An 18,308-nucleotide genomic window follows, 5' to 3' on the forward strand; every position below is an offset into this window, starting at 1 on the left:
CGGTGCGTGCGGGTGATGCGGGATGGGTGCCGTGATTCATGCACCGTCGTTTCAGAACCCCGCCCTCCGGCCCCGCCCCCTCCACCGGTTGTCGGCTGCCGGTAGGGGGCCGCGGCCTCCGCTGTTGGCTCTCCGCAGGGGATGGTTGTCCCCGCCGCTGTGCCTCGCCCCGCTGGGGGCGCACTACGGCGCCGGGCGGGCCGCCGCGCCCCGTCAGGGGCGCGGGGAACTGCGCGAGCAACCAGCGATGGTCTGTAGTCGCCGGACGGGCGCAGTGGGCCGAGCTCGTAGGCGGCTTTTCAGGGGCGCGGGGAACTGCGCGACAAGCCCCCACCGGGCTGGCAGCCGCGCGCGCAGCGCAAGTGACACCCCGGTGGGCGCAGGGCCGGGCCGCGGCCCCAGGGACCCAGGGACGCGTCTGCCCGGGACAACGATTTCCCGTGCGGGGAATCGTTGTCGGTGGTGTCCCCCACAATGGAAGCCCGTACGGGACGACGCGGAGGGACAGGCAATGGCGGTGTGGGACGACCTGGTCGGGCAGGACCGGGTGGCGGAGCAGCTCTCCGCTGCGGCCCGTGACGCCGATGCCCTGGTGACGGCCGCGGAAGCGGCACGGGCGGAGACCGGTGCCGGGGGCGGTTCCCCCAGCGGCGGCGGTGGGGCCATGACGCACGCGTGGCTGTTCACCGGTCCCCCCGGTTCGGGGCGCGCCACCGCGGCCCGCGCGTTCGCCGCCGCGCTTCAGTGCGTCAGTCAGGACCGTTCCCTGAACGGGCCGGGCTGCGGGTTCTGCGAGGGGTGCCACACCACGCTCGTCGGCACCCACGCCGACGTGGAGATCGTCCGTACCGACCAGCTCTCCATCGGTGTCAAGGAGACCCGTGACCTCGTGCGGCGGGCTCAGCTGTCACCGGCCGGAGGCCGCTGGCAGGTGATCGTCCTGGAGGACGCGGACCGTCTGACGGAGGGCGCGGGCAACGTTCTGCTCAAGGCCGTCGAGGAGCCCGCGCCGCGTACGGTGTGGCTGCTCTGCGCGCCTTCCCTGGAGGACGTGCTGCCGACGATCCGGTCGCGCTGCCGTTCGCTCACGCTGCGCACCCCGCCCGTCGCCGCCGTGGCGGACGTCCTCGTACGCCGTGACGGCATCGAGCCCGAGCTCGCCGCCCGGTCGGCCCGCGCCACGCAGGGACACATCGACAGGGCCCGCCGCCTCGCCACCGACGAGCGTGCCCGTGCCCGTCGCGCCGCCGTTCTCAAGCTGCCGCTCCGTGTCGACGATGTGGGCGGCTGCCTCAAGGCGGCGCAGGAGCTGATCGACGCGGCCGCCGAGGATGCCAAGCAGGTCTCCGAGGAGATCGACGCGAAGGAGACCGAGGAGTTGCGCGCCGCGCTCGGCGCGGGCGCGGGCGCCGGCAGCAGGCTGCCGCGCGGTACGGCCGGTGCCATGAAGGAGCTCCAGGACCGGCAGAAGCGCCGCAGTACGCGTACGCAGCGCGACAGCCTCGACCTCGCGCTCGTCGACCTCACCGGTTTCTACCGGGACGTCCTGGCGCTCCAGCTCGGCTCGCGGGTGGAGATCGCCAACGTCGATGTGGAGGATGCCGTCCGGCGCGTCGCCTCCGCGTCGCGGCCGGAGCGGACCTTGCGTCGTATCGAGGCCGTTCTGGGGTGTCGGCAGGCGCTTGACCGGAATGTGGCGCCGTTGCTTGCCGTCGAGGCGATGGCCGTGGCTCTGCGGGCGGGCTGAGTCGGGTCCGCCGCGCGCCACGGACGGGGCGCCGAATGGTTACGCGTTCGTCCCTGAAACTCACTCATACGAGGCCAAGTGGGCCCCGCGACTGGGCAAGTCGCACGGCCATGTGGATACGCTCCGTGCGGGCACTGTGATGTGCCGTAACCATCAGTGATGCCCGCTGCGCGTAGCCTCCATGCCCGCCCACCCCTTTCGGGGGAACACAAGGGACCAGTCGATGGACACCAGCCGTCTGCTCCGCACCTCCGGCGCCGTCTTCGCGACCGCGGCGATGCTGATCTCCAGCGCCGCGCTGGAGGGTACGGCGCCGAGCGCGTCCGCGACGTCGAGACCGCAGGGCAGGGGTGACGGCACCGCCCACGGGACCGGGGACCGGTCGTCGTACGACGCGTCCACGGCGGGCACGGCGGACCGTGTCCGGTCCCATCTGGGCCTCTCGCGCGTCGCGAGCCCCCTCGCCCCGCTGCCCCTGCCCGGCGCGCGGGGCGTGGCCCTCCGGCGCTACTACGAGCAGAAGCTGAGCTGGCACGCCTGCCGCACTTCCGGTTTCGAGTGCGCCACCATGACCGCGCCGCTGGACTACGACCGTCCGGGGCAGGGCGACGACATCAAGCTTGCCGTCTCCCGCAAGAAGGCGACCGGCTCCGGGCACCGCCTCGGTTCCCTGATGCTGAACCCCGGCGGCCCGGGTGGTTCGGCCATCACCTATCTCCAGCAGTACGCGGCCGCCGGCTACCCCGCGGCGGTCCGCGCGCGCTACGACATGGTCGCCATGGACCCGCGTGGCGTGGCGGGCAGCGAGCCCGTCACCTGCCTCACCAACGCCGAGATGGACGCCTACACCCAGGTCGGCCAGGCGCCCGAGACGGATGCCGAGGTCGACGAGCTGGTCGACGCGTATCGGAAGTTCGCCGACGGCTGCGCCAACCACTCCGGTCGGCTCCTGCGCCATGTCTCGACCGTCGACGCGGCGCGCGACATGGACGTCCTGCGCGCCGCCCTGGGCGACGAGAAGCTGTCGTACGTCGGCGCCTCGTACGGCACCTTCCTCGGTGCCACCTACGCCGGGCTCTTCCCGACACGCGTCGGGAAGCTGGTGCTCGACGGGGCGCTCGACCCCTCCCTCGACTCGGCCCGGATCAACCGTGACCAGACCGCGGGTTTCCAGACGGCCTTCACCTCCTTCGCCCAGGACTGCCTGAAGCACAAGGACTGCCCCCTCGCTCCCGCCGCGTCCCCCACGGCGGCGGGGGAGCACCTCGGCGCGCTGTTCAAGCAGCTCCGCGCGCGTCCCGTCCCCGCGGCCAGGACACGCAGGCTGACCGAGAGTCTCGCGACCATGGGTGTGATCTCCGCCATGTACGACGAGGCCGCCTGGGGCCTCCTCCGCAAGGGGATCGGTGACGCGCGGCGCGGTGACGGCACGGTGCTGCTCGCGCTCTCGGACGCCTACTACGAGCGGGACGTCCATGGCGCGTACTCCAATCTCATGTACGCCAACGCGGCCGTGAACTGCCTCGACCTCCCTCCGGCCTTCCGTGGTCCCGACGACGTCCGGGAGGCGCTCCCGGAGTTCACGAAGGCGTCCCCGATCTTCGGCCCGACCCTCGCCTGGTCCGCTCTGACCTGCGCTTATTGGTCCGTTCCGGCCATCGGGCACCCCCACCGGATCACCGCGCGGGGCGCCGCCCCGATCCTCGTCGTCGGCACCACCCGCGACCCCGCGACGCCCTACCAGTGGGCCCGCTCCCTCGCCTCGCAGCTCTCCTCGGGCCGCCTGCTGACCTACGACGGCGACGGGCACACGGCCTACACGCGGGGCAGTGCCTGCGTCGACAAGGCGGTCAACACCTACCTGCTCGGCAGTACCCCGCCCCCCGCCTCGCAGAAGTGCTCCTGACCCCCTCCTGAGCTGCGGCTTCCACTGTGTACGGAGCACCCTCGGAAACTGTGTAGACTTGGGCGCGCTGCACGACACCACACCGGTAACGCGCAGCTTGCCGCCTTAGCTCAGTTGGCCAGAGCAACGCACTCGTAATGCGTAGGTCTCGGGTTCGAATCCCGAAGGCGGCTCAGCGAAGAAAGAGCAGCCAGGAACATTCCTGGCTGCTCTTTCTGTATTCAGCGGCTGCGACGGTGCCGCCGGCCCGCTCGGGTCCGCCTTGGCCGACCGGGACCGACGGTGCTCCGGGACGGCCCGGGCTACGGTGCGGCGCTACGGCGTGGGGGTCGCCGGGACCTTCCATCGCTGGTTGCTGCCGCCGTTGCAGTCCCGGATCTGAAGTGGTGTGCCGTCCTTCGCCGAGGAGCCGGGTACGTCGAGGCAGCGGCCGGACGCGGGGTTGCGCAGGCTGCCGTCGTTCTCGTACCGCCATTGCTGGTTGTTTCCGCCATTGCAGGCGTACAGCTGGACTCGGGTGCCGTTGCCGGTGGCGCCCGATTTCACGTCCAGGCACAGCCTGCTCTTCATGAGGTGCACGGCGCCGTCCTTGCCGAGCACCCAGGACTGGTTGGCGCCGCCGGTGGGCCGGTAGAGGATTGCGGAGGTGCCGCTGGCGGCGCCGCCGTCCGCGTCGACGGCCTTTCCTCCGAGCCCCGTGATCGGGCCACGCAGCGAGTTCCCGATGGCGTTGCTCTGTACGCTGCCGTCCTTGGTGACGTCGATGCGGCTCATGTTCCGGCACGAGGAGCTGGCGCTGGTCGAGGCGACCTTGGCGGTGACCCGGCCGTCGTCGCCCTGCGGAAGCCCGAACCGCGCCTGGGAGTACGGCTGGTCGTTGCAGGAGGCGCGATCGTCGTTCCACTCGAAGTATTCGGTCCAGTCGACCATGCCGTCCGGGGATATCCGGCCGGTCGCGGCCCGTATGCTGCCGAGCTTGAAGGAATCCCCGCTGGTTTCATCGGTCACCGTGACGCCGAACCAGCGGTTTCCCTCATGGGCCACCCGGTAGCGGTAGGTGTGCCCCTGCTTCCAGTCGTACTTGATGCGGCAGCTCTTCCCTTCGCCTTCGCCGCCGAAGTCGACGCAGTAGCTGCCGACGGTGCCGGGTTTTGCTTCTGTCGCGTCCCATACGGAGAAGAGGAACGTCCGCTTTTCACCAGGGCCGTTGGCCTGCATTCCGGTGTACGCGCCGCCCTTGGTGAAGTTGAACTGGTGGCTCCAGAAGACATTGGCCGACTGCCCGGGATCCTTCGTGACCGTCGTGCGGAACGTCACCGACGACAGGCCGGAAGTGCCTTGAGGGAAGCTGTAGTCGGTGTACGAACCCGGGGTGTCGGACGCGGCTGCCGTACCCCCGCCGACCATGACCGTGGCCGCCGCCGTCACCGCGATCGACATTCCGGCGACGGCTGCACGGGTCTTTCCGAACAACATGTGGGGGGTTCCTCGTTCCTTTCGGCGCCGCGTATTCGGCGTATCAGCGCTGGGCGACGAATGCCCGTCCCGCGCGGGTGCCTGACGAGCAGGACGCCAGCTCGGACGGCGTCATCTTGCGGGTCTTGACGATGACCGCATTGGACTTGCCGTCCGTGCCGTTGGGGGCCGGGCTGGTGATGGTGTCGTCGGCGTACCAGTAGTAGTGCCCCCATTTGGGGCTGTCGTAGTGGGTCTGCCATGTACCCGAGACGGTCTGCATCACCTGGGCGCGGGAGATCCAGCCCACCTCGCCCGGCTGCACCGTCATGCTCATGGAGCTGCCCTCGGTGTGCGTGGCCGACCAGGTATGGCCGTAGGACGCGGTGACGCTGACATCGACAATGCCGGCTATCTTGCCGCCGGCCGTGACCGAGACGCCCACCGTGTCCGACGATCCCACCGAATCGGACCAGTCCAACGACTGCGTGGAGGGCGAACTACTGCAGTTGTAGAGAGTGTTGGACACCTTGCGGAAGTCGCCGAGGAATGCCTGGCCGATCACCGGGTTGTTGAAGGTGCACTTGCCCTCGCCGGACGCGCAGTCGGCCACGATCTGCTGCTGGGAGGGGCCTCCGGTCGCGGACGCGGGGAGGGCCATTGCCGCCACCATCCCCAGGGCCACTGTGGAAAGGGCCGCCAGCCTGCTGCCGTACCTCATGATGCGATTGCTCAACGTGATCCCGTGCCTCTCAATTCCATTGACAGGATGAATCGTTCCTCGGGATCGCATTCAGGCCTGTCGGCCACTGCGGTTGGCCGACAGGCCCGATTGCCACCGGAATCCGGAGTGTGCGCCCGAACGAATCTGGTGATGTACCGAGGGGGAGGGGCCGAGTTGAATCGGCTCGATGCCCGAAACCGGAGGAGAGCCCGAGCGGGGGGTGTGGCGCGTCCTCCGGTAGTCGATCAAGCTCCGGGTCGGGGCGGGGCTCAGATCTGGAACCACTTCAGCGCTTCGGTGAACAGGCTCACCGCGATGTCGATGAACTGCGACATTTTCCGGCACCTCCTTTCCTGTTCAGTGGGGGCGGATCCGGAGTATTCGAGTTCCTAGCTCAGGAACCACTTGACAACATCGACGGCCAGGGTCTGGGCGATCTGGAGGAGGGAGGAGGCCATCCTTGAGCACCTTCTTTCTGGGTGATCACCGGGCGTCGTGCGCCGTCGGTGCCGATGAGGCAGCCGCGGCGCGTCGTCCGGTGCGTTCTTGTGGACGACCCGATCTTCTCGGGCCGTTCGGTGCGGGACATCCGCATCAACCCGCAAGATTTCTGCGGGTTGACCGCATCAAGTTGATCCTTGAACGTCCGAGGAATTCGGCAATTCCTTCCATCGTCCGGAGCGCGCGTCCGTTCCCGGCGGATAACCGATTTCCCGCAGCTGCGCGCGGCGATGGAGGAGGCCTCACACGCCCTCGACGAACATGCCGACGCCCTGCGCGGCATCATCGCCACCGTGTGCCCTGTGGCGCTCCAGGGCCTGGGCCTGGACGAGATGATCAGGTCCCTCGCCGAGCGCGTCGCTGCCGAGAACGGCCTGACAGTGGACGTACGCATCCAGGACGACCGACGCCACGCGTCCACGGCGGAGGGCGGGGTCGACCTGGCTGTCTGCCGCGTCGTGCAGGGATCGCTCACCAACGTGGTGAAACATGCCGGCGCCCGGCATGTCACCGTCGTCCTGACCTGCCGCAACGACCGTATCGGCGTCACGGTCACGGACGACGGGTGCGGCCTCCCGCAGGGCGTGCGGCGGGTCAGGGAGGGGTACGGGATGCAGGGCATGCGCTGGCGGTACGAGGCGTACGGCGGCACCTTCCGCGCCACCAGCGCCGAGACCGGCGGCACGACGATCCGGGCCGTCTTCCCGCTGCGCTGCTGCCGGAAGGCCGCGTGGCACAGGATCGCGCCGAACGAACGCTAGCGGACCCGGTCCTCGAAAAGGTGGCTCAGGCGAAGCCCGGGTCACACCGCCTGTGACCCGGGTTCATCCGGCGTCCTGTGAGCCGATGTAGGCGAGCAGTGGAGCGGCGCCGTCCTCTGTGGCGATGCCGTGGGCGAGTTCGGCCGCGCGGTGGCGGTGGGACGGTTCGGACAGGCAGGCCGTGATCGCGTCGCCGAGGGCTTCGGCGGTGAGGTCCTGGAACGGCAGGGGGCGGGGGGCGACTCCCAGCCCGTGCAGCCGGGATGCCCAGAAGGGCTGGTCGGCCATGACGGGTACGGGCAGGGCGGGTACTCCGGCCCGCAGTCCAGCCGCGGTGGTGCCCGCCCCGGCGTGGTGGACGACGGCGGCGGTGCGGGGGAAGAGCCAGTCGTGCGGAACGTCGCCAATGGCCAGGATGTCGTCGCCGCAGCTGTTCAGACCGGCCCATCCTGCCTGCACCACCGCGCGCACGCCTGCCCGCTTCACCGCCGTGGTCACCAGTTCACTGAGCCGTTCTCCCTGTCCTGGTGCCATGCTGCCGAAGCCGATGAACACCGGGGGCGGGCCGGCCTGGAGGAAGTCGGCCAGGTCGGCCGGGGGCTGCCAGTTGTCCGGGCGTGCGGGCCACCAGTAGCCCGTCACTTCGGCCCCGGGCGGCCAGTCCTGGGGGCGTGGCACCACCAGCGGGCTGAAGCCGTGGAAGACCGGCCGGATGTCCGCCGCTGCCGAGGGCGTGTCGGCGGGCAGTCCGAGTCGGGTGCGCAGCCGGGTCACGGAGCCGGCGAAAACCCCTTTCGCGCGGCTCAGTACGTCCCGGCCTGCGGCGAGGTTGCCCTCCGGCCCCGGGGTGTCGGTGCTCCGTGCGTTGGGCAGGGGGAACTCTCTGGTGGCGAACGACGGTGCGAGGTAGGTGCCGATGACGGGGATGCCGAACGCTTCGCCGGCCGTCCGGCTGAGCGGTGCCGGGCCGAAGGCGGTGAGCAGCAGGTCGGCTCCGCCCGCCACGGCCTCCGCCACCCCGTCGGCGAGCCCGTCCGCGTACGCCCGCGTCAGAGCCCGGACTTCCTCCCGTGACGCTGCCCGGGACCAGTTCCGGATCAGCTCCTGCGGGTCTCCCGGCACAGGCCGGTGGTCGAGACCGCATCCGCCGAGGAGTGTGGCGAAGGACGGGTGGGCGGCCACGGTGACCTGGTGGCCCGCGTCCTGCAGGCGTCGTCCCAGGCCGGTGAAGGGCGCGACGTCTCCCCGTGAACCGGCGGTGATGATCAGAATGCGCATGGAGCGATTCTCCTCGGCCAACGCCGCCCGGCCACCGGCATTGGCCGCATCAGGCCGGGACGGGGGCGTGGGTGGCTCTGAGGCCGTTCCACAGGTACGGGCAGCCCGCGTCCCTGTCAGCGGTGAGGGTGTCCAGTGCCGCGGTGAAGCGGCGCTGCTGGGTGCGGGTCATGTCCCCGTACCAGTGGTTCGGGTTGACGAACGCGATCCCCTGGAGGCCCGGGTCGCGGGCCGGTACGGCGACCGACTGCGTCTGGGACGCGGTCAGCGTGCCGCAGTGGAATACGAACGTGATCGCCCCCGCCGGTGCGCCCAACGGGTGTGCTTCCGTGTGGTCGACCAGGAGGAGCGGGCCCGGTGTGATGTCCAGCCCCAGGCGGCGCAGATGGTAGGCCGCCGGGCGTACGGCGGGCTCGTCCCCGACCGTCTCCCCTCCGGGGAGGGCCAGGCGGCCGTCCGGCCCGATCACCATGAGAGGGTGCCCTGCTTTATTGGTGACGAAGGCGTGTCCGAAGATTCGGCGGCCGATTGCCTTACGGCGTTCCGGTGTCTGTTGCTGCATGCTCTGCACTTCCCTTGCGCGGTGGGGAGAGTGAGTGGTTGAGCCCCCGCCCTGATCGCCCTTCGGCAGGCGGAAGTTGGCCGCCTGCCGGGGCCGTGTCCGTCCGGCGCGGCGGCGTAGCCAGAAGCTAGCGCCGTTCGGCAAGGGGTAGCAACAGTATTGCTGTAGCTAGGTTGTTGTGGAGCTCGATTGGCATATGCGTCGGCAGTCCCTGCCTTGCCTGGCGGGGGCCGCTGGGTCCGGTTCATCAGATCCGGTGGTCGTAGGCCCCTGACTTGACTCCCTGTATGAGCACCGCGAGCTGATCGTGCGTCATGCTGACGACAAGGCCTGGTGCTTCGCTCTCGCACAGGAGGAGCATTCCGCTCTCGGCTCGTATTTCTACGCAGTTGTTTCCGCCCTCTGCGCAGAAGGAAGACTTCTGCCAATCGGAACGCGGCACTTCTCGCCCTTTCACAGCTCTTGTGCAACCTTCCTGATGAAATCGCGTGACTTGCTCGCACTCAGCGTACGCTTTTCCATCGTCTGCAGGAGTTGGCGGTACGCCGTGAGCTGCGCCTCCGTGTCCAGGAATACAGGGCCGTGGGAGGAATCGAGGTGGACCGTGTCGAGCTTGGGTACGGACCCAGATGCGTAGAGGATCGACTGGCCGGAGCCTGCGAACCCCTCGGCCTCGAAGGTGAACACCCGGAAGGTGCAATTGGGGAGTTCCGAGATGTTCAGCAGGTGCACGAGCTGCCTGCGGGTGACGTCGGCTCCGCCGAACCGCATGCGGAGTGCCGCTTCGTGGATCAGTGCCGTGACCTGGGGCGCATCCTCACGGGTGAGGATGTGGGCACGCCTTATGCGGTGGGCGATTCTCGCTTCGCTTTCCCGTTTGGGCAGTCGGTGCGGAGCGCCGAAGTCGAAAATAGCCCTGGCGTATTCCTCGGTCTGTGTCAGTCCCGGGATGTGGCCGATCTGGTAGCTGTAGAGGTATTTGGCTTTGTTCTCCAGCTCGGTCAGATCCAGGAAGCCTGCCGGAAGAACCCCGCGGTAGTCCTCCCACCACCCTTTCTTCCGGTCGGTCGCCAGCTTGATCAGAGCATCGATGTATTCCGTGTCCGTGCAGCCGTAGCAGCCGGCGAGCACGCGGATGCGATCCGGGCTGACGCCGAATCGGGCCGTTTCCATGTGGCTGATCTTCGTGTGATCGATGCCCAGGGTCTGTGCGGCCTCGCGGGCGTTGAGCCCGGCGGCTTCCCGCATCCGGCGCAGCTCGGTGCCAAGTCGGCGCTGGCGCAGGGTCGGGGCTGTTCTCGGTGGCATGGGCCTCAGTCTGCCCCGTAGCCGTGACGCGGTCTACAGATGGCCGTCTTGACCCGAGTGGGTAGCTGAGTAGCTACGGCATGCCCTATGGTCCTGACCGTACCGCCGCCGCACGCCGGGAAGACCCGAAGTGCAGCCATCTGCATGCCTGTTGAGGCGCTCCGGAGGGTGGCCAGGCCACGGACGTGTGTGCGATGCGGCGACCGGCAACGACTGTTGGGAGACGACCCGTGCGTACCGCCATACACCTCAGCCCCCGCGCCCTCGAACTGCCCTACGGGAAGGCGGTGAAGGCGTGGTCACGCCGCAGTACGTGTACGTGAGCCGTTCAGGTCGCGGACCTGAAAGCCTCCTGTCGCGGCTCCACTTCGCGGTCACCCGGAGGTCGGCCCATGTCCGTCGCTGAGTCCGGCGACGTCGTGACCGGCGTCCTCGTCCTGACCCTCTCGTCGCTGCTCGCCGTGGCCGCCCTGATGTGGTGGCTCCTGCCGGACCCGCGTCGCGCCTTCACTCCACCCCCGGTCGGCCTGCCCGGGTACCGGTTCCGCTGTCGCTGTCATGACCGGCCGATCACGGTGGTCGTGCTCGACAGCCGCGAGCACGGGAGACGTCTCGCCGCCCACGCCCGCCGACGGCGCCGTAAACACGCTCGCCCGTCGTCGCTGCCGCATCCCGGGGCGCGTCCTCGTCGCTGCTGACAGTGGTCGATCGGTTCTCTGTGGTGATTGGAGCGGTCTGTCCGGGGCGCTCCCGGGCGGGCCGCCCGCTCCTCTGACCTGGGGTTCCGCAGGTGTTTCGGGCGGCCCCTTGACTCCGGGCAAATACGGAGGAAACTGGCCAATACACCAGACAACCGGTGAGAGCCGCACCTTTCGGTGAAGACGTTCATCGACCCGAGTGACCCCCATCTCGGCAAACTGGCTAGGCCCCCGGAAAGGTACGTACCGGGAAACGAGCGGAGAGCGACGACTCGAAGCTCGGGGGAGCGGTACGGGACACCGGGGGCTGCCGTATGCCCCCGTCGCCCGGTGGCGCCTGTCGGCCGGTGGCTAGAGTGGCCTTCGATCAGCGTTCGAAGGAAAGATCCCTCCATTGCCACCCCACACCGAGGTCCCGCCCGCGGAAGAGACCGGAGAGAGCCGGGAAGGCGAGGGCGGCGGCACAGCCGCCGCGAGGCGGCGGCCCAGGGTCGGGCACATCGACTTCCTGAACTGCTTTCCGCTGTCCTGGGGGCTGGCCGCGACGGGCGGGATGTCCGGGCTCGAACTGACGCGGGACACCCCGGACCGGCTCAATGCCGCGCTCGCCGCCGGGGAGCTCGACATGGGGCCGATCAGCCTCGTCGAATTCCTCCGCAATGCCGACGAACTCGTCGCGCTGCCGGGTATCGGCATCGGCAGTGACGGGCCGGTCATGTCCTGTCTCGTCGTGAGCGAAGTGCCGCTGGAGGAGTTGGACGGCGCTCCCGTCGCGCTGTGCGACACCAGCCGTACGTCGGTGCGGCTCGCCCGGCTGCTTCTTTCCGAGCGGTACGGCGTTGAGCCGGACTATTTCGTCAGCCCTCCGGATCTCGGTTCCCTGCTGTCCAGGGCGTCCGCCGGGGTCGTCATAGGTGACCCGGCGCTCCGGGCGTCCCTGCTGGAGGCGCCCCGCAAGGGGCTGCGCGTGTACGACCTGGGCGAGCTCTGGCGGGAGCGGACCGGGCTTCCCTTCGTCTTCGCCGTGTTCGCCGCGCGGCGCGCGTTCCTGGCGGAGGAGCCGGAGACCGTACACCGGGTTCACCGCACGCTGCTGGACGCGCGCGATCTCGCGCTCGCCGAGATCGACACGGTGTGCGGGGAGGCGGCGGCCCGGTCGGCGCAGTTCGACGCGCGGACGCTCAAGCGTTATTTCGCCGAGGCGCTCGACTACGGCCTGGGCGAGCGGCAGTTGGCCGCGGTGGCGGAATTCGCCCGGAGGGTGGGCGGTGCCGGCGAGGGCTTTCCGCCGGACGTCCGGGTGCGGCTGCTCGCCTGACGGCCCCGGGGACCCCTCCGCCCTGATTTCGCTCGCCCCGCAGGGGCCCTGGCATCATCGAAGGATGTCTGACCGCATCATTGCCGCCTGCGACGGAGCGTCGAAGGGCAACCCTGGCCGGGCCGCGTGGGCCTGGGTCGTCGCCGACGCGGCGGGGAGCCCCGAACGCTGGGAGGCGGGCCCGCTGGGCACGGCCACCAACAACGTGGCGGAGCTGACCGCCCTGAAGTCCCTCCTGGAGACCGTCCCGCCCGCCGAGCCTCTCCAGGTCCGTATGGACTCCCAGTACGCCATGAAGGCCGTCACCCAGTGGCTGCCCGGGTGGAAGCGCAACGGCTGGAAGACGGCCGGCGGCAAGCCCGTCGCGAACCGGGAGATCGTCGAGGCCATCGACCGGCTGCTGGCCGACCGCGACGTGGAGTTCCGCTACGTACCGGCGCACCGCGAGGACGGCGACCACCTCAACGCGATCGCCGACCAGGCGGCCAGCGACGTGGCCGTCTCCCAGGCGGCGGCGGGTACGGCCCTGGGCTCCCCGATGCCGGTCCCGGCCCCGTCCCGCGCGACCTCCGCTCCCAAGGCCGTACGCAAGAAGCCCGCTGCCTCCCGCAGCACCGGCGGTTCCACCCGCACGATCAAGGCCAAGTTCCCGGGCCGCTGCCCCTGCGGTACCCCTTACGCCGCGGGCGCCGACATCACCAAACTGGAACAGGGCTGGGGCCATCCGGAGTGCCGCGCCTGATCGTCCGACCGCGGTGAGGGAGCTGGGGGAGCGCGTATGCAGGTCGTCTTCTTCATGACTGTGCCGGGGCTCGTCGTCGTCCTGACGGTGCTGGCCTTCGTCGACCAGCTCCTTCTCCGCGCGGGCCGCGCGGGCGTCCTCCCCTGGCGCAACGGGGTCCGGCAGGGCCAGGTGTCCGCCACGGGCTTCGAGCAGCTGCACGCGAGCTTCTCGCCGGGCAAGCGGCACGAGCTCAAGGAGCGGCAGAGCGCTCTCGTCATGCGGGACGACGAGGAGGACGGGGCGCCGCCGAGGTCGACGGTGGACCTCACGGCGGGCAGGGCGGTCATACGCCTCCGGCCGCCGGGTGCCGCACGCTGACTGCCGGAACCGATCCGGTCCCGACCGGTAGCCCATCGGCTCCGCAGGGCGGTGGTGTGCCGGGTCGCCGAGACGGCCGATTAGTGCGATCGGCATGCCCATGGACTGGCTAATGCGGAGGATTTGGCCCTGTTCGGTGCGGTAATCATGCGCGTCGCTGTCCGACGACCCGTCACCCTCTCTGGGAGAAAGCATGATCCGAAGCGTGTCCGTCGCCGCCGCACTCGCCGTGGCCGGTGGCCTCGCCTGCGCGGGTACCGCCCTGGCGCATCACGGCACCCACGGCGCCGCCGTCCGCGACCCGGGCATCCTCACCGGTGATGTCATCCAGATCCCGATCAAACTCAGGCCCAACATCTGCGGGAACACCATCGACATCATCCTCGCCCTGGCGAACCCGGCGAACGGCAGCTTCTGCCCCGTCGTCGAACGCTGAGTCCGGTGTCCGGTCCCTCATGTGCGCAATGGCATGTGAGGGACCGGACGTACGTCTTACGGTGTGGCGGGGTTCGCCCGCCACACCTCGGCACGGGCAGGACCGTGCGGGTCGTCGGTCGCGGGGATACGCGGCAGTGCCTCACCGGGGCGCATTAAGGGTGTGCAGCAGGGGCGCACAGGGGTGCGCCACAGGGGGTGCAAAGTACAGTGAACCCTTTCTTCCGGACGGTTGATCGATTAGCTTTTGAAGGCCGGGAGGGAGGACGCGAGGGGGGAGACAGCACGGTGGCCGGTGGGAAACTGCTCGCGATCAGCGACCTGCACGTGGTCTACAAGGAGAACCGCGAGCTCGTCGAGAGGCTGCGCCCCACGTCCGCGGACGACTGGCTGATCGTCGCGGGTGACGTGGGCGATCTTTTCACCGACGTCGAGTGGGCCCTCGGGCTGCTCGCCGACCGCTTCGCCCGGGTGATCTGGGCGCCGGGCAACCACGAGCTGTGGACCCACCCCAAGGACACCGTCGACCTGCGCGGCGAGAAGCGCTACCTGCGCCTCGTGGAGCTCTGCCGGAGCCTCGGCATCGACACCCCCGAGGACCCCTACCCCGTCTGGGAGGGCGACGGCGGGCCGGTGGCCATCGCTCCGCTCTTCGTCGGCTACGACTACTCCTTCCGTGTCCCCGGGGCGCACTCCAAGGAGGAGTCGCTGCGCCGCGCCTACGAGTCGGGCGTCGTCTGCGCGGACGAGCACTTCCTGCACCCCGACCCGTATCCGGGCCGCGACGACTGGTGCCGCGCCCGCGTCGCGTACACCGAGCGCAGGCTCGCGGAGGTCGACCCGTCCCTGCGCACCATCCTCGTCAACCACTACCCGCTGGTGCGGCAGCCCACCGACGTCCTCCGGTATCCCGACTTCGCCCAGTGGTGCGGCACCACGCTGACCGCCGACTGGCATACGCGCTTCCGCGCCGCCGCCGTGGTCTACGGTCACCTGCACATCCCGCGCGTCACCTGGTACGACGGAGTCCGCTTCGAGGAGGTCTCCGTCGGCTATCCGCGCGAGTGGAGGCCCCGGCCGCCGCGTGAGCCGCTGCGGCAGATCCTGCCCCGGCCCGCCGAGGAACAGCGAGGGACAGCACGGTGATCGAGCGCATCCTGCCCGAGGGGTTCCACGCGGAGGAGGACTTCGGTCCCCTCCCGGCCGATGTGTCGGGCCTGCTCCTGCCCGAGGAAGCGGCCCATGTGGCCCGTGCCGTGCCCAAGCGGCAGGGCGAGTTCGCCACGGTACGCGCGTGCGCGCGTAAGGCGCTCGGCCGGCTCGGGCACCCGCCCGTGGCCCTGCTGCCCAACCGGCGTGGCGCGCCCGGCTGGCCCGCCGGTGTCGTCGGCAGCATGACCCACTGCGACGGTTACCGCGCCGTGGTCGTGGCCCGGGCGGCGGACGCCGTGTCCATAGGCATCGACGCCGAGCCGGACGGGCCCCTGCCCGACGGCGTCCTGGAGACGATAGCCCTGCCCGCCGAGCGGGCCCGGCTGGCCGGGCTGACCGCCCGCAGGCCCGGCGTCTCGTGGGACCGGATGCTGTTCAGCGCCAAGGAGAGCGTCTTCAAGACGTGGTACCCGCTCACCGGCGAGGAGCTCGACTTTTCCGAGGCGGAGCTGGAGTTCGACACCGGCACCGACACAGACGGTCTGTCCGGCACCTTCTCCGCCCGGCTGCTGGTGCCGGGCCCCGTCGTCGACGGCGAGCGGCTGGACGGCTTCACCGGCCGCTGGCTGGCCGGTGAGGGGCTCGTCGTCACCGCCATCACGCTCGGCGCGTCGTCGGCATCCCGTGGCGGAAGCGGGCGAAGTGGTCCGGAATCCGCCGTGCCGAGCGCGTATTGAGCCACAGCCGCAGCAGATCGCGGCGGCGCCCCGGCTCGTCCTCGTAGGCGGACCGGCCGTGGACGAGCACATTGTTGTTGAGGAGCTGGAGGTCGCCTGGCCGCAGGGTCATCTCCACCCGGTGCTCGTCCCTCGCCGCGATGTCCTGGAACAGCCGCAGGGCGTAGCGCTCGACATCGCTCAGCGGGATGCCCGTGTGCGCCACCGCCGACTCGATGTAGTGCGTCATGTAGAAGCGGCAGCTCAGCTGCCCGTCGAACCAGCCGTACACCGCGTTGCGGTAGTACGGCAGCTCCTGCGAGCCCTCCTCCGTACGCCGGTCGTAGACGAAGCCCCGGTAGAAGAGGCCGAGCAGCTCCCGGTGGTGGGCCAGCAGGTGGTTGTAGACGGTCATGGAGCTGGCCAGGGTGCTGACCCCGCCGCCCTGGCCCGCGCTGCGCAGGCACAGCAGGCCCACGATGTCGGAGCTGTCGGTGTGGAAGGGCAGCGCGTTGCGGGTGCGGTAGGCGCGCGTCGTCGGCAGGTCGAGGCCGCCCTCGCCGTAGTCCCTGACGTGGGCGATCAGCTCGCCGGACGCGTTCTGCGAGACCGGTGTGCCCAGGTGCAGCGCGATGCCCCAGTACGCCAGCCGTGCCTCCTCCAGCGACCACCGTTCGACGGGCAGCCCCCGCAGCACGGTGAAGCCACGGCCGAACTCCAGGTCCTGCACGGCCTGTTCCAGTGACTTCGCCAGCGTGGGTAGCGGGAAGTCCGCCAAAGTCAGCTCCGCCAGCGGCCGTTCATGATCACGCAGCGCCGCCACGGCCTCGTCCAGCTCGCGTACCTCCTCCGCCGTGAGGACGGCCACCCAGTCGTCCTCACCGGTGAAGTCGCGTGCCAGCCAGGCGCTCGGGCCGGTGACCGGCTCGGTGAGCATCGCGACGGGGGCGGCGTCGGCGGCGGAGGGCACGGGTACGGACAGGGGCATACGGACTCCACTCGGGCTCGCTGAACCACAAGGTGTGCGCTTAAGCTGTGCTGACCATCGATCATGAATCGAACGCGTCGTGTGGTCAATCGAGTTGGGGTGATTCCCCACTTTTACGGGCGGAGGCTCAGTGACCGGCTCGAAGCGCAAGTCCGTCCTCGCTGCCTGCTGTGCCGTGCTCGCGGGCACCCTGGCCGCGTGCGGCTCCGGAGGCGGCACATCCTCTTCCGGTAAGTCCGGCAGGTTCGGCGGGACCGACACTCTTTCCGTCGGCCTCATCGCCGAACCCGCGAGCCTCGACTTCACCACCACGGACGGCGCCGCCATCCCGCAGGCCGTGCTCGGCAGCGTCTACGAGGGGCTGGTCCGCCTCGACCAGCAGGGCAGGATCCAGCCCCTGCTCGCCGAGCGCTACGAGCGCTCCGACGACGGCCGCGTCTACACCTTCCACCTCAGGAACGGTGTGAAGTTCAGCAACGGCGCCGACTTCACCGCCGACGACGCGGTCTTCTCCATCGACCGGGTCAAGAAGGACTGGAAGCTGAAGATCGCGCGCCAGATGGACGTGGTCGACAAGGCGGAGAAGACCGACGACCACACCCTGAAGGTCACCCTGAGCCGCCCCAGCAACGGCTGGCTGTTCTCGATGACCGAGCGCGTGGGCGCCATGTTCAGCCGCACCGGCGTCTCCGACCTCGCCAACCACCCCGTGGGTACCGGCCCGTTCACGCTCGCCGAGCGCCGCCGTGGCGAGCGCATCGTCCTCGACCGCAACCCCGGCTACTGGGGCACCGAACCGCAGCTCAGCAAGGTCACCCTGAAGTACTTCAAGGACGCCGGGGCGATGAACAACGCCATGCTCACCAACGCCGTCGACGTCCTCGGCACCGTCCAGGCCCCCGAGACGCTGTCCCGCTTCTCCGACACCGCCCGCTTCCGGACGATCGAGGGCAGCTCCACCGGCAAGGTCGTCCTCGCCATGAACAACACCCGCGAGCCCTTCACCGACAAACGCGTCCGCCAGGCCGTCCGGTACGCCATCGACCACAAGGCCCTCGTCGACACCACCCGCTCCGGCCACGGCAAGCTCATCGGCACGATGGCGAGCCCCACGGACCCCTGGTACGAGGACCTCGCCGGCCGCTACCCGTACGACCCGGCCAAGGCGAAGCGGCTGCTCCAGGAGGCGGGCGCGACGGGGAGGACGCTGCGGCTGCGGCCGCCCAACATGCCGTACGCGGTCTCCGCCGCGCAGGTCGTGAAGTCCCAGCTCGACCAGGTCGGGCTGAAGGTGGAGATCGAGCCGCTGGAGTTCCCCGCGCGCTGGCTCTCCGAGGTCTTCACGAAGGGCGACTACGACCTGTCGGTCATCGCCCACGTCGAGCCGCGCGACCTGTGGACGTTCGCCGACCCCGGCTACTACTTCCACTACGGGAACCCGGAGTACGGCAAATTGTTGAAGGAGGGTGACGCGGGGAAGCCGGAGGACGAGGCGGCGCGCTATCGGGAGGCGGCGCGGGTGCTGTCCGATGATGCGGCGGCGGACTGGCTGTATCTGATGCCGAATCTTTTGGTGGCGGACAAGGGGCTTGCCGGGTTGCCGGTCAACCAGGTGGGTGAGGGGTTCGAGTTGGCGGGTGTCCGGTGGGCGGAGAGG

General features: G+C 69.8%; 18 protein-coding genes and 1 tRNA gene. 12 read left to right on the plus strand and 7 right to left on the minus strand.

Annotation, left to right across the window (positions count from 1 at the left end):
* The first annotated feature begins 511 nt into the window (after positions 1-511).
* From K6I34_RS12195 to K6I34_RS12205, 3 genes are all read left to right on the plus strand, one after another.
* Positions 512-1,747, plus strand: coding sequence for a DNA polymerase III subunit delta' (locus K6I34_RS12195; RefSeq protein WP_229325181.1), 1,236 nt, complete (start codon positions 512-514; stop codon positions 1,745-1,747).
* A 223-nt stretch (positions 1,748-1,970) separates the two neighbouring features.
* Positions 1,971-3,653, plus strand: a complete 1,683-nt coding sequence (locus tag K6I34_RS12200) for an alpha/beta hydrolase (protein WP_229325182.1) — start codon at positions 1,971-1,973, stop codon at positions 3,651-3,653.
* Positions 3,654-3,752: 99 nt separating this feature from the next.
* Positions 3,753-3,826, plus strand: a tRNA-Thr gene (locus K6I34_RS12205).
* A 142-nt stretch (positions 3,827-3,968) separates the two neighbouring features.
* On the opposite strand, the gene K6I34_RS12210 is transcribed toward K6I34_RS12205, so the two are convergent.
* Both K6I34_RS12210 and K6I34_RS12215 read right to left on the minus strand, forming a co-directional pair.
* Positions 3,969-5,129 (minus strand): ricin-type beta-trefoil lectin domain protein, encoded by a 1,161-nt coding sequence (locus K6I34_RS12210; protein ID WP_229325183.1) that lies wholly within the window; start codon positions 5,127-5,129, stop codon positions 3,969-3,971.
* Between the two features lie 43 nt (positions 5,130-5,172).
* Entirely contained in the window at positions 5,173-5,829 is a 657-nt protein-coding gene (locus K6I34_RS12215) for a hypothetical protein (protein ID WP_229325184.1), read from the minus strand.
* A gap of 734 nt (positions 5,830-6,563) precedes the next feature.
* Here K6I34_RS12215 and K6I34_RS12220 point away from each other — a divergent pair.
* A complete protein-coding gene (locus tag K6I34_RS12220; protein WP_229325193.1) occupies positions 6,564-7,094 on the plus strand; it encodes a sensor histidine kinase in 531 nt (176 codons plus the stop codon).
* 63 nt (positions 7,095-7,157) lie between these two features.
* Here K6I34_RS12220 and K6I34_RS12225 read toward each other — a convergent pair whose 3' ends face one another.
* From K6I34_RS12225 to K6I34_RS12235, 4 genes are all read right to left on the minus strand, one after another.
* Positions 7,158-8,372: a glycosyltransferase gene (locus tag K6I34_RS12225; RefSeq protein WP_229325195.1), complete on the minus strand. Its 1,215-nt coding sequence runs from the start codon at positions 8,370-8,372 to the stop codon at positions 7,158-7,160.
* Between the two features lie 49 nt (positions 8,373-8,421).
* A complete protein-coding gene (locus K6I34_RS12230; protein ID WP_229325206.1) occupies positions 8,422-8,934 on the minus strand; it encodes a hypothetical protein in 513 nt (170 codons plus the stop codon).
* A 247-nt stretch (positions 8,935-9,181) separates the two neighbouring features.
* Positions 9,182-9,391 (minus strand): DUF397 domain-containing protein, encoded by a 210-nt coding sequence (locus K6I34_RS38855; protein ID WP_374230899.1) that lies wholly within the window; start codon positions 9,389-9,391, stop codon positions 9,182-9,184.
* On the minus strand, positions 9,388-10,242 hold the full coding sequence (locus tag K6I34_RS12235; protein ID WP_229325207.1) for a helix-turn-helix transcriptional regulator: 855 nt from the start codon (positions 10,240-10,242) through the stop codon (positions 9,388-9,390). Before K6I34_RS12235 ends, K6I34_RS38855 begins: the two co-directional genes overlap by 4 nt.
* A 392-nt stretch (positions 10,243-10,634) precedes the next feature.
* On the opposite strand from K6I34_RS12235, the gene K6I34_RS12240 reads away from it, so the two are divergent.
* From K6I34_RS12240 to K6I34_RS12270, 7 genes are all read left to right on the plus strand, one after another.
* Positions 10,635-10,940 carry a hypothetical protein gene (locus K6I34_RS12240; RefSeq protein WP_229325209.1) on the plus strand — a complete coding sequence of 102 codons (306 nt, stop codon included), beginning with the start codon at positions 10,635-10,637 and terminating at the stop codon, positions 10,938-10,940.
* Between the two features lie 394 nt (positions 10,941-11,334).
* On the plus strand, positions 11,335-12,258 hold the full coding sequence (locus K6I34_RS12245; protein WP_275127040.1) for a menaquinone biosynthesis protein: 924 nt from the start codon (positions 11,335-11,337) through the stop codon (positions 12,256-12,258).
* Between the two features lie 64 nt (positions 12,259-12,322).
* Positions 12,323-13,000, plus strand: coding sequence for a ribonuclease H (locus K6I34_RS12250; protein ID WP_229325212.1), 678 nt, complete (start codon positions 12,323-12,325; stop codon positions 12,998-13,000).
* 36 nt (positions 13,001-13,036) lie between these two features.
* Positions 13,037-13,360 (plus strand): DUF6191 domain-containing protein, encoded by a 324-nt coding sequence (locus K6I34_RS12255; protein WP_229325214.1) that lies wholly within the window; start codon positions 13,037-13,039, stop codon positions 13,358-13,360.
* A 193-nt stretch (positions 13,361-13,553) separates the two neighbouring features.
* Positions 13,554-13,796, plus strand: a complete 243-nt coding sequence (locus K6I34_RS12260) for a chaplin (protein WP_229325216.1) — start codon at positions 13,554-13,556, stop codon at positions 13,794-13,796.
* Positions 13,797-14,083: 287 nt separating this feature from the next.
* A complete protein-coding gene (locus K6I34_RS12265) occupies positions 14,084-14,941 on the plus strand; it encodes a metallophosphoesterase (RefSeq protein ID WP_229325217.1) in 858 nt (285 codons plus the stop codon).
* Positions 14,938-15,684 carry a 4'-phosphopantetheinyl transferase superfamily protein gene (locus K6I34_RS12270; protein WP_229325221.1) on the plus strand — a complete coding sequence of 249 codons (747 nt, stop codon included), beginning with the start codon at positions 14,938-14,940 and terminating at the stop codon, positions 15,682-15,684. Before K6I34_RS12265 ends, K6I34_RS12270 begins: the two co-directional genes overlap by 4 nt.
* Here K6I34_RS12270 and K6I34_RS12275 read toward each other — a convergent pair.
* Positions 15,605-16,651 carry a TauD/TfdA family dioxygenase gene (locus K6I34_RS12275; protein ID WP_229325223.1) on the minus strand — a complete coding sequence of 349 codons (1,047 nt, stop codon included), beginning with the start codon at positions 16,649-16,651 and terminating at the stop codon, positions 15,605-15,607. The two genes, K6I34_RS12270 and K6I34_RS12275, sit on opposite strands and share 80 nt — an antisense overlap.
* Positions 16,652-16,781: 130 nt before the next feature.
* On the opposite strand from K6I34_RS12275, the gene K6I34_RS12280 reads away from it, so the two are divergent.
* The coding region (locus tag K6I34_RS12280; protein WP_229325225.1) for an ABC transporter substrate-binding protein at positions 16,782-18,308 on the plus strand (1,527 nt) is incomplete at its 3' end.

This window comes from Streptomyces sp. UNOC14_S4, assembly GCF_020740835.1.
In the GTDB taxonomy this organism is placed as follows: domain Bacteria; phylum Actinomycetota; class Actinomycetes; order Streptomycetales; family Streptomycetaceae; genus Streptomyces.

Excerpts from the sequence above, each read along its gene's own strand:
- K6I34_RS12195 (WP_229325181.1), top strand. The coding sequence starts at position 512 with ATGGCGGTGTGGGACGACCTGGTCGGGCAGGACCGGGTGGCGGAGCAG.
- K6I34_RS12200 (WP_229325182.1), top strand. The coding sequence starts at position 1,971 with ATGGACACCAGCCGTCTGCTCCGCACCTCCGGCGCCGTCTTCGCGACC.
- K6I34_RS12210 (WP_229325183.1), bottom strand. The coding sequence starts at position 5,129 with ATGTTGTTCGGAAAGACCCGTGCAGCCGTCGCCGGAATGTCGATCGCG.
- K6I34_RS12215 (WP_229325184.1), bottom strand. The coding sequence starts at position 5,829 with ATGAGGTACGGCAGCAGGCTGGCGGCCCTTTCCACAGTGGCCCTGGGG.
- K6I34_RS12220 (WP_229325193.1), top strand. The coding sequence starts at position 6,564 with ATGGAGGAGGCCTCACACGCCCTCGACGAACATGCCGACGCCCTGCGC.
- K6I34_RS12225 (WP_229325195.1), bottom strand. The coding sequence starts at position 8,372 with ATGCGCATTCTGATCATCACCGCCGGTTCACGGGGAGACGTCGCGCCC.
- K6I34_RS12230 (WP_229325206.1), bottom strand. The coding sequence starts at position 8,934 with ATGCAGCAACAGACACCGGAACGCCGTAAGGCAATCGGCCGCCGAATC.
- K6I34_RS12235 (WP_229325207.1), bottom strand. The coding sequence starts at position 10,242 with ATGCCACCGAGAACAGCCCCGACCCTGCGCCAGCGCCGACTTGGCACC.
- K6I34_RS12240 (WP_229325209.1), top strand. The coding sequence starts at position 10,635 with ATGTCCGTCGCTGAGTCCGGCGACGTCGTGACCGGCGTCCTCGTCCTG.
- K6I34_RS12250 (WP_229325212.1), top strand. The coding sequence starts at position 12,323 with ATGTCTGACCGCATCATTGCCGCCTGCGACGGAGCGTCGAAGGGCAAC.
- K6I34_RS12255 (WP_229325214.1), top strand. The coding sequence starts at position 13,037 with ATGCAGGTCGTCTTCTTCATGACTGTGCCGGGGCTCGTCGTCGTCCTG.
- K6I34_RS12260 (WP_229325216.1), top strand. The coding sequence starts at position 13,554 with ATGATCCGAAGCGTGTCCGTCGCCGCCGCACTCGCCGTGGCCGGTGGC.
- K6I34_RS12275 (WP_229325223.1), bottom strand. The coding sequence starts at position 16,651 with ATGCCCCTGTCCGTACCCGTGCCCTCCGCCGCCGACGCCGCCCCCGTC.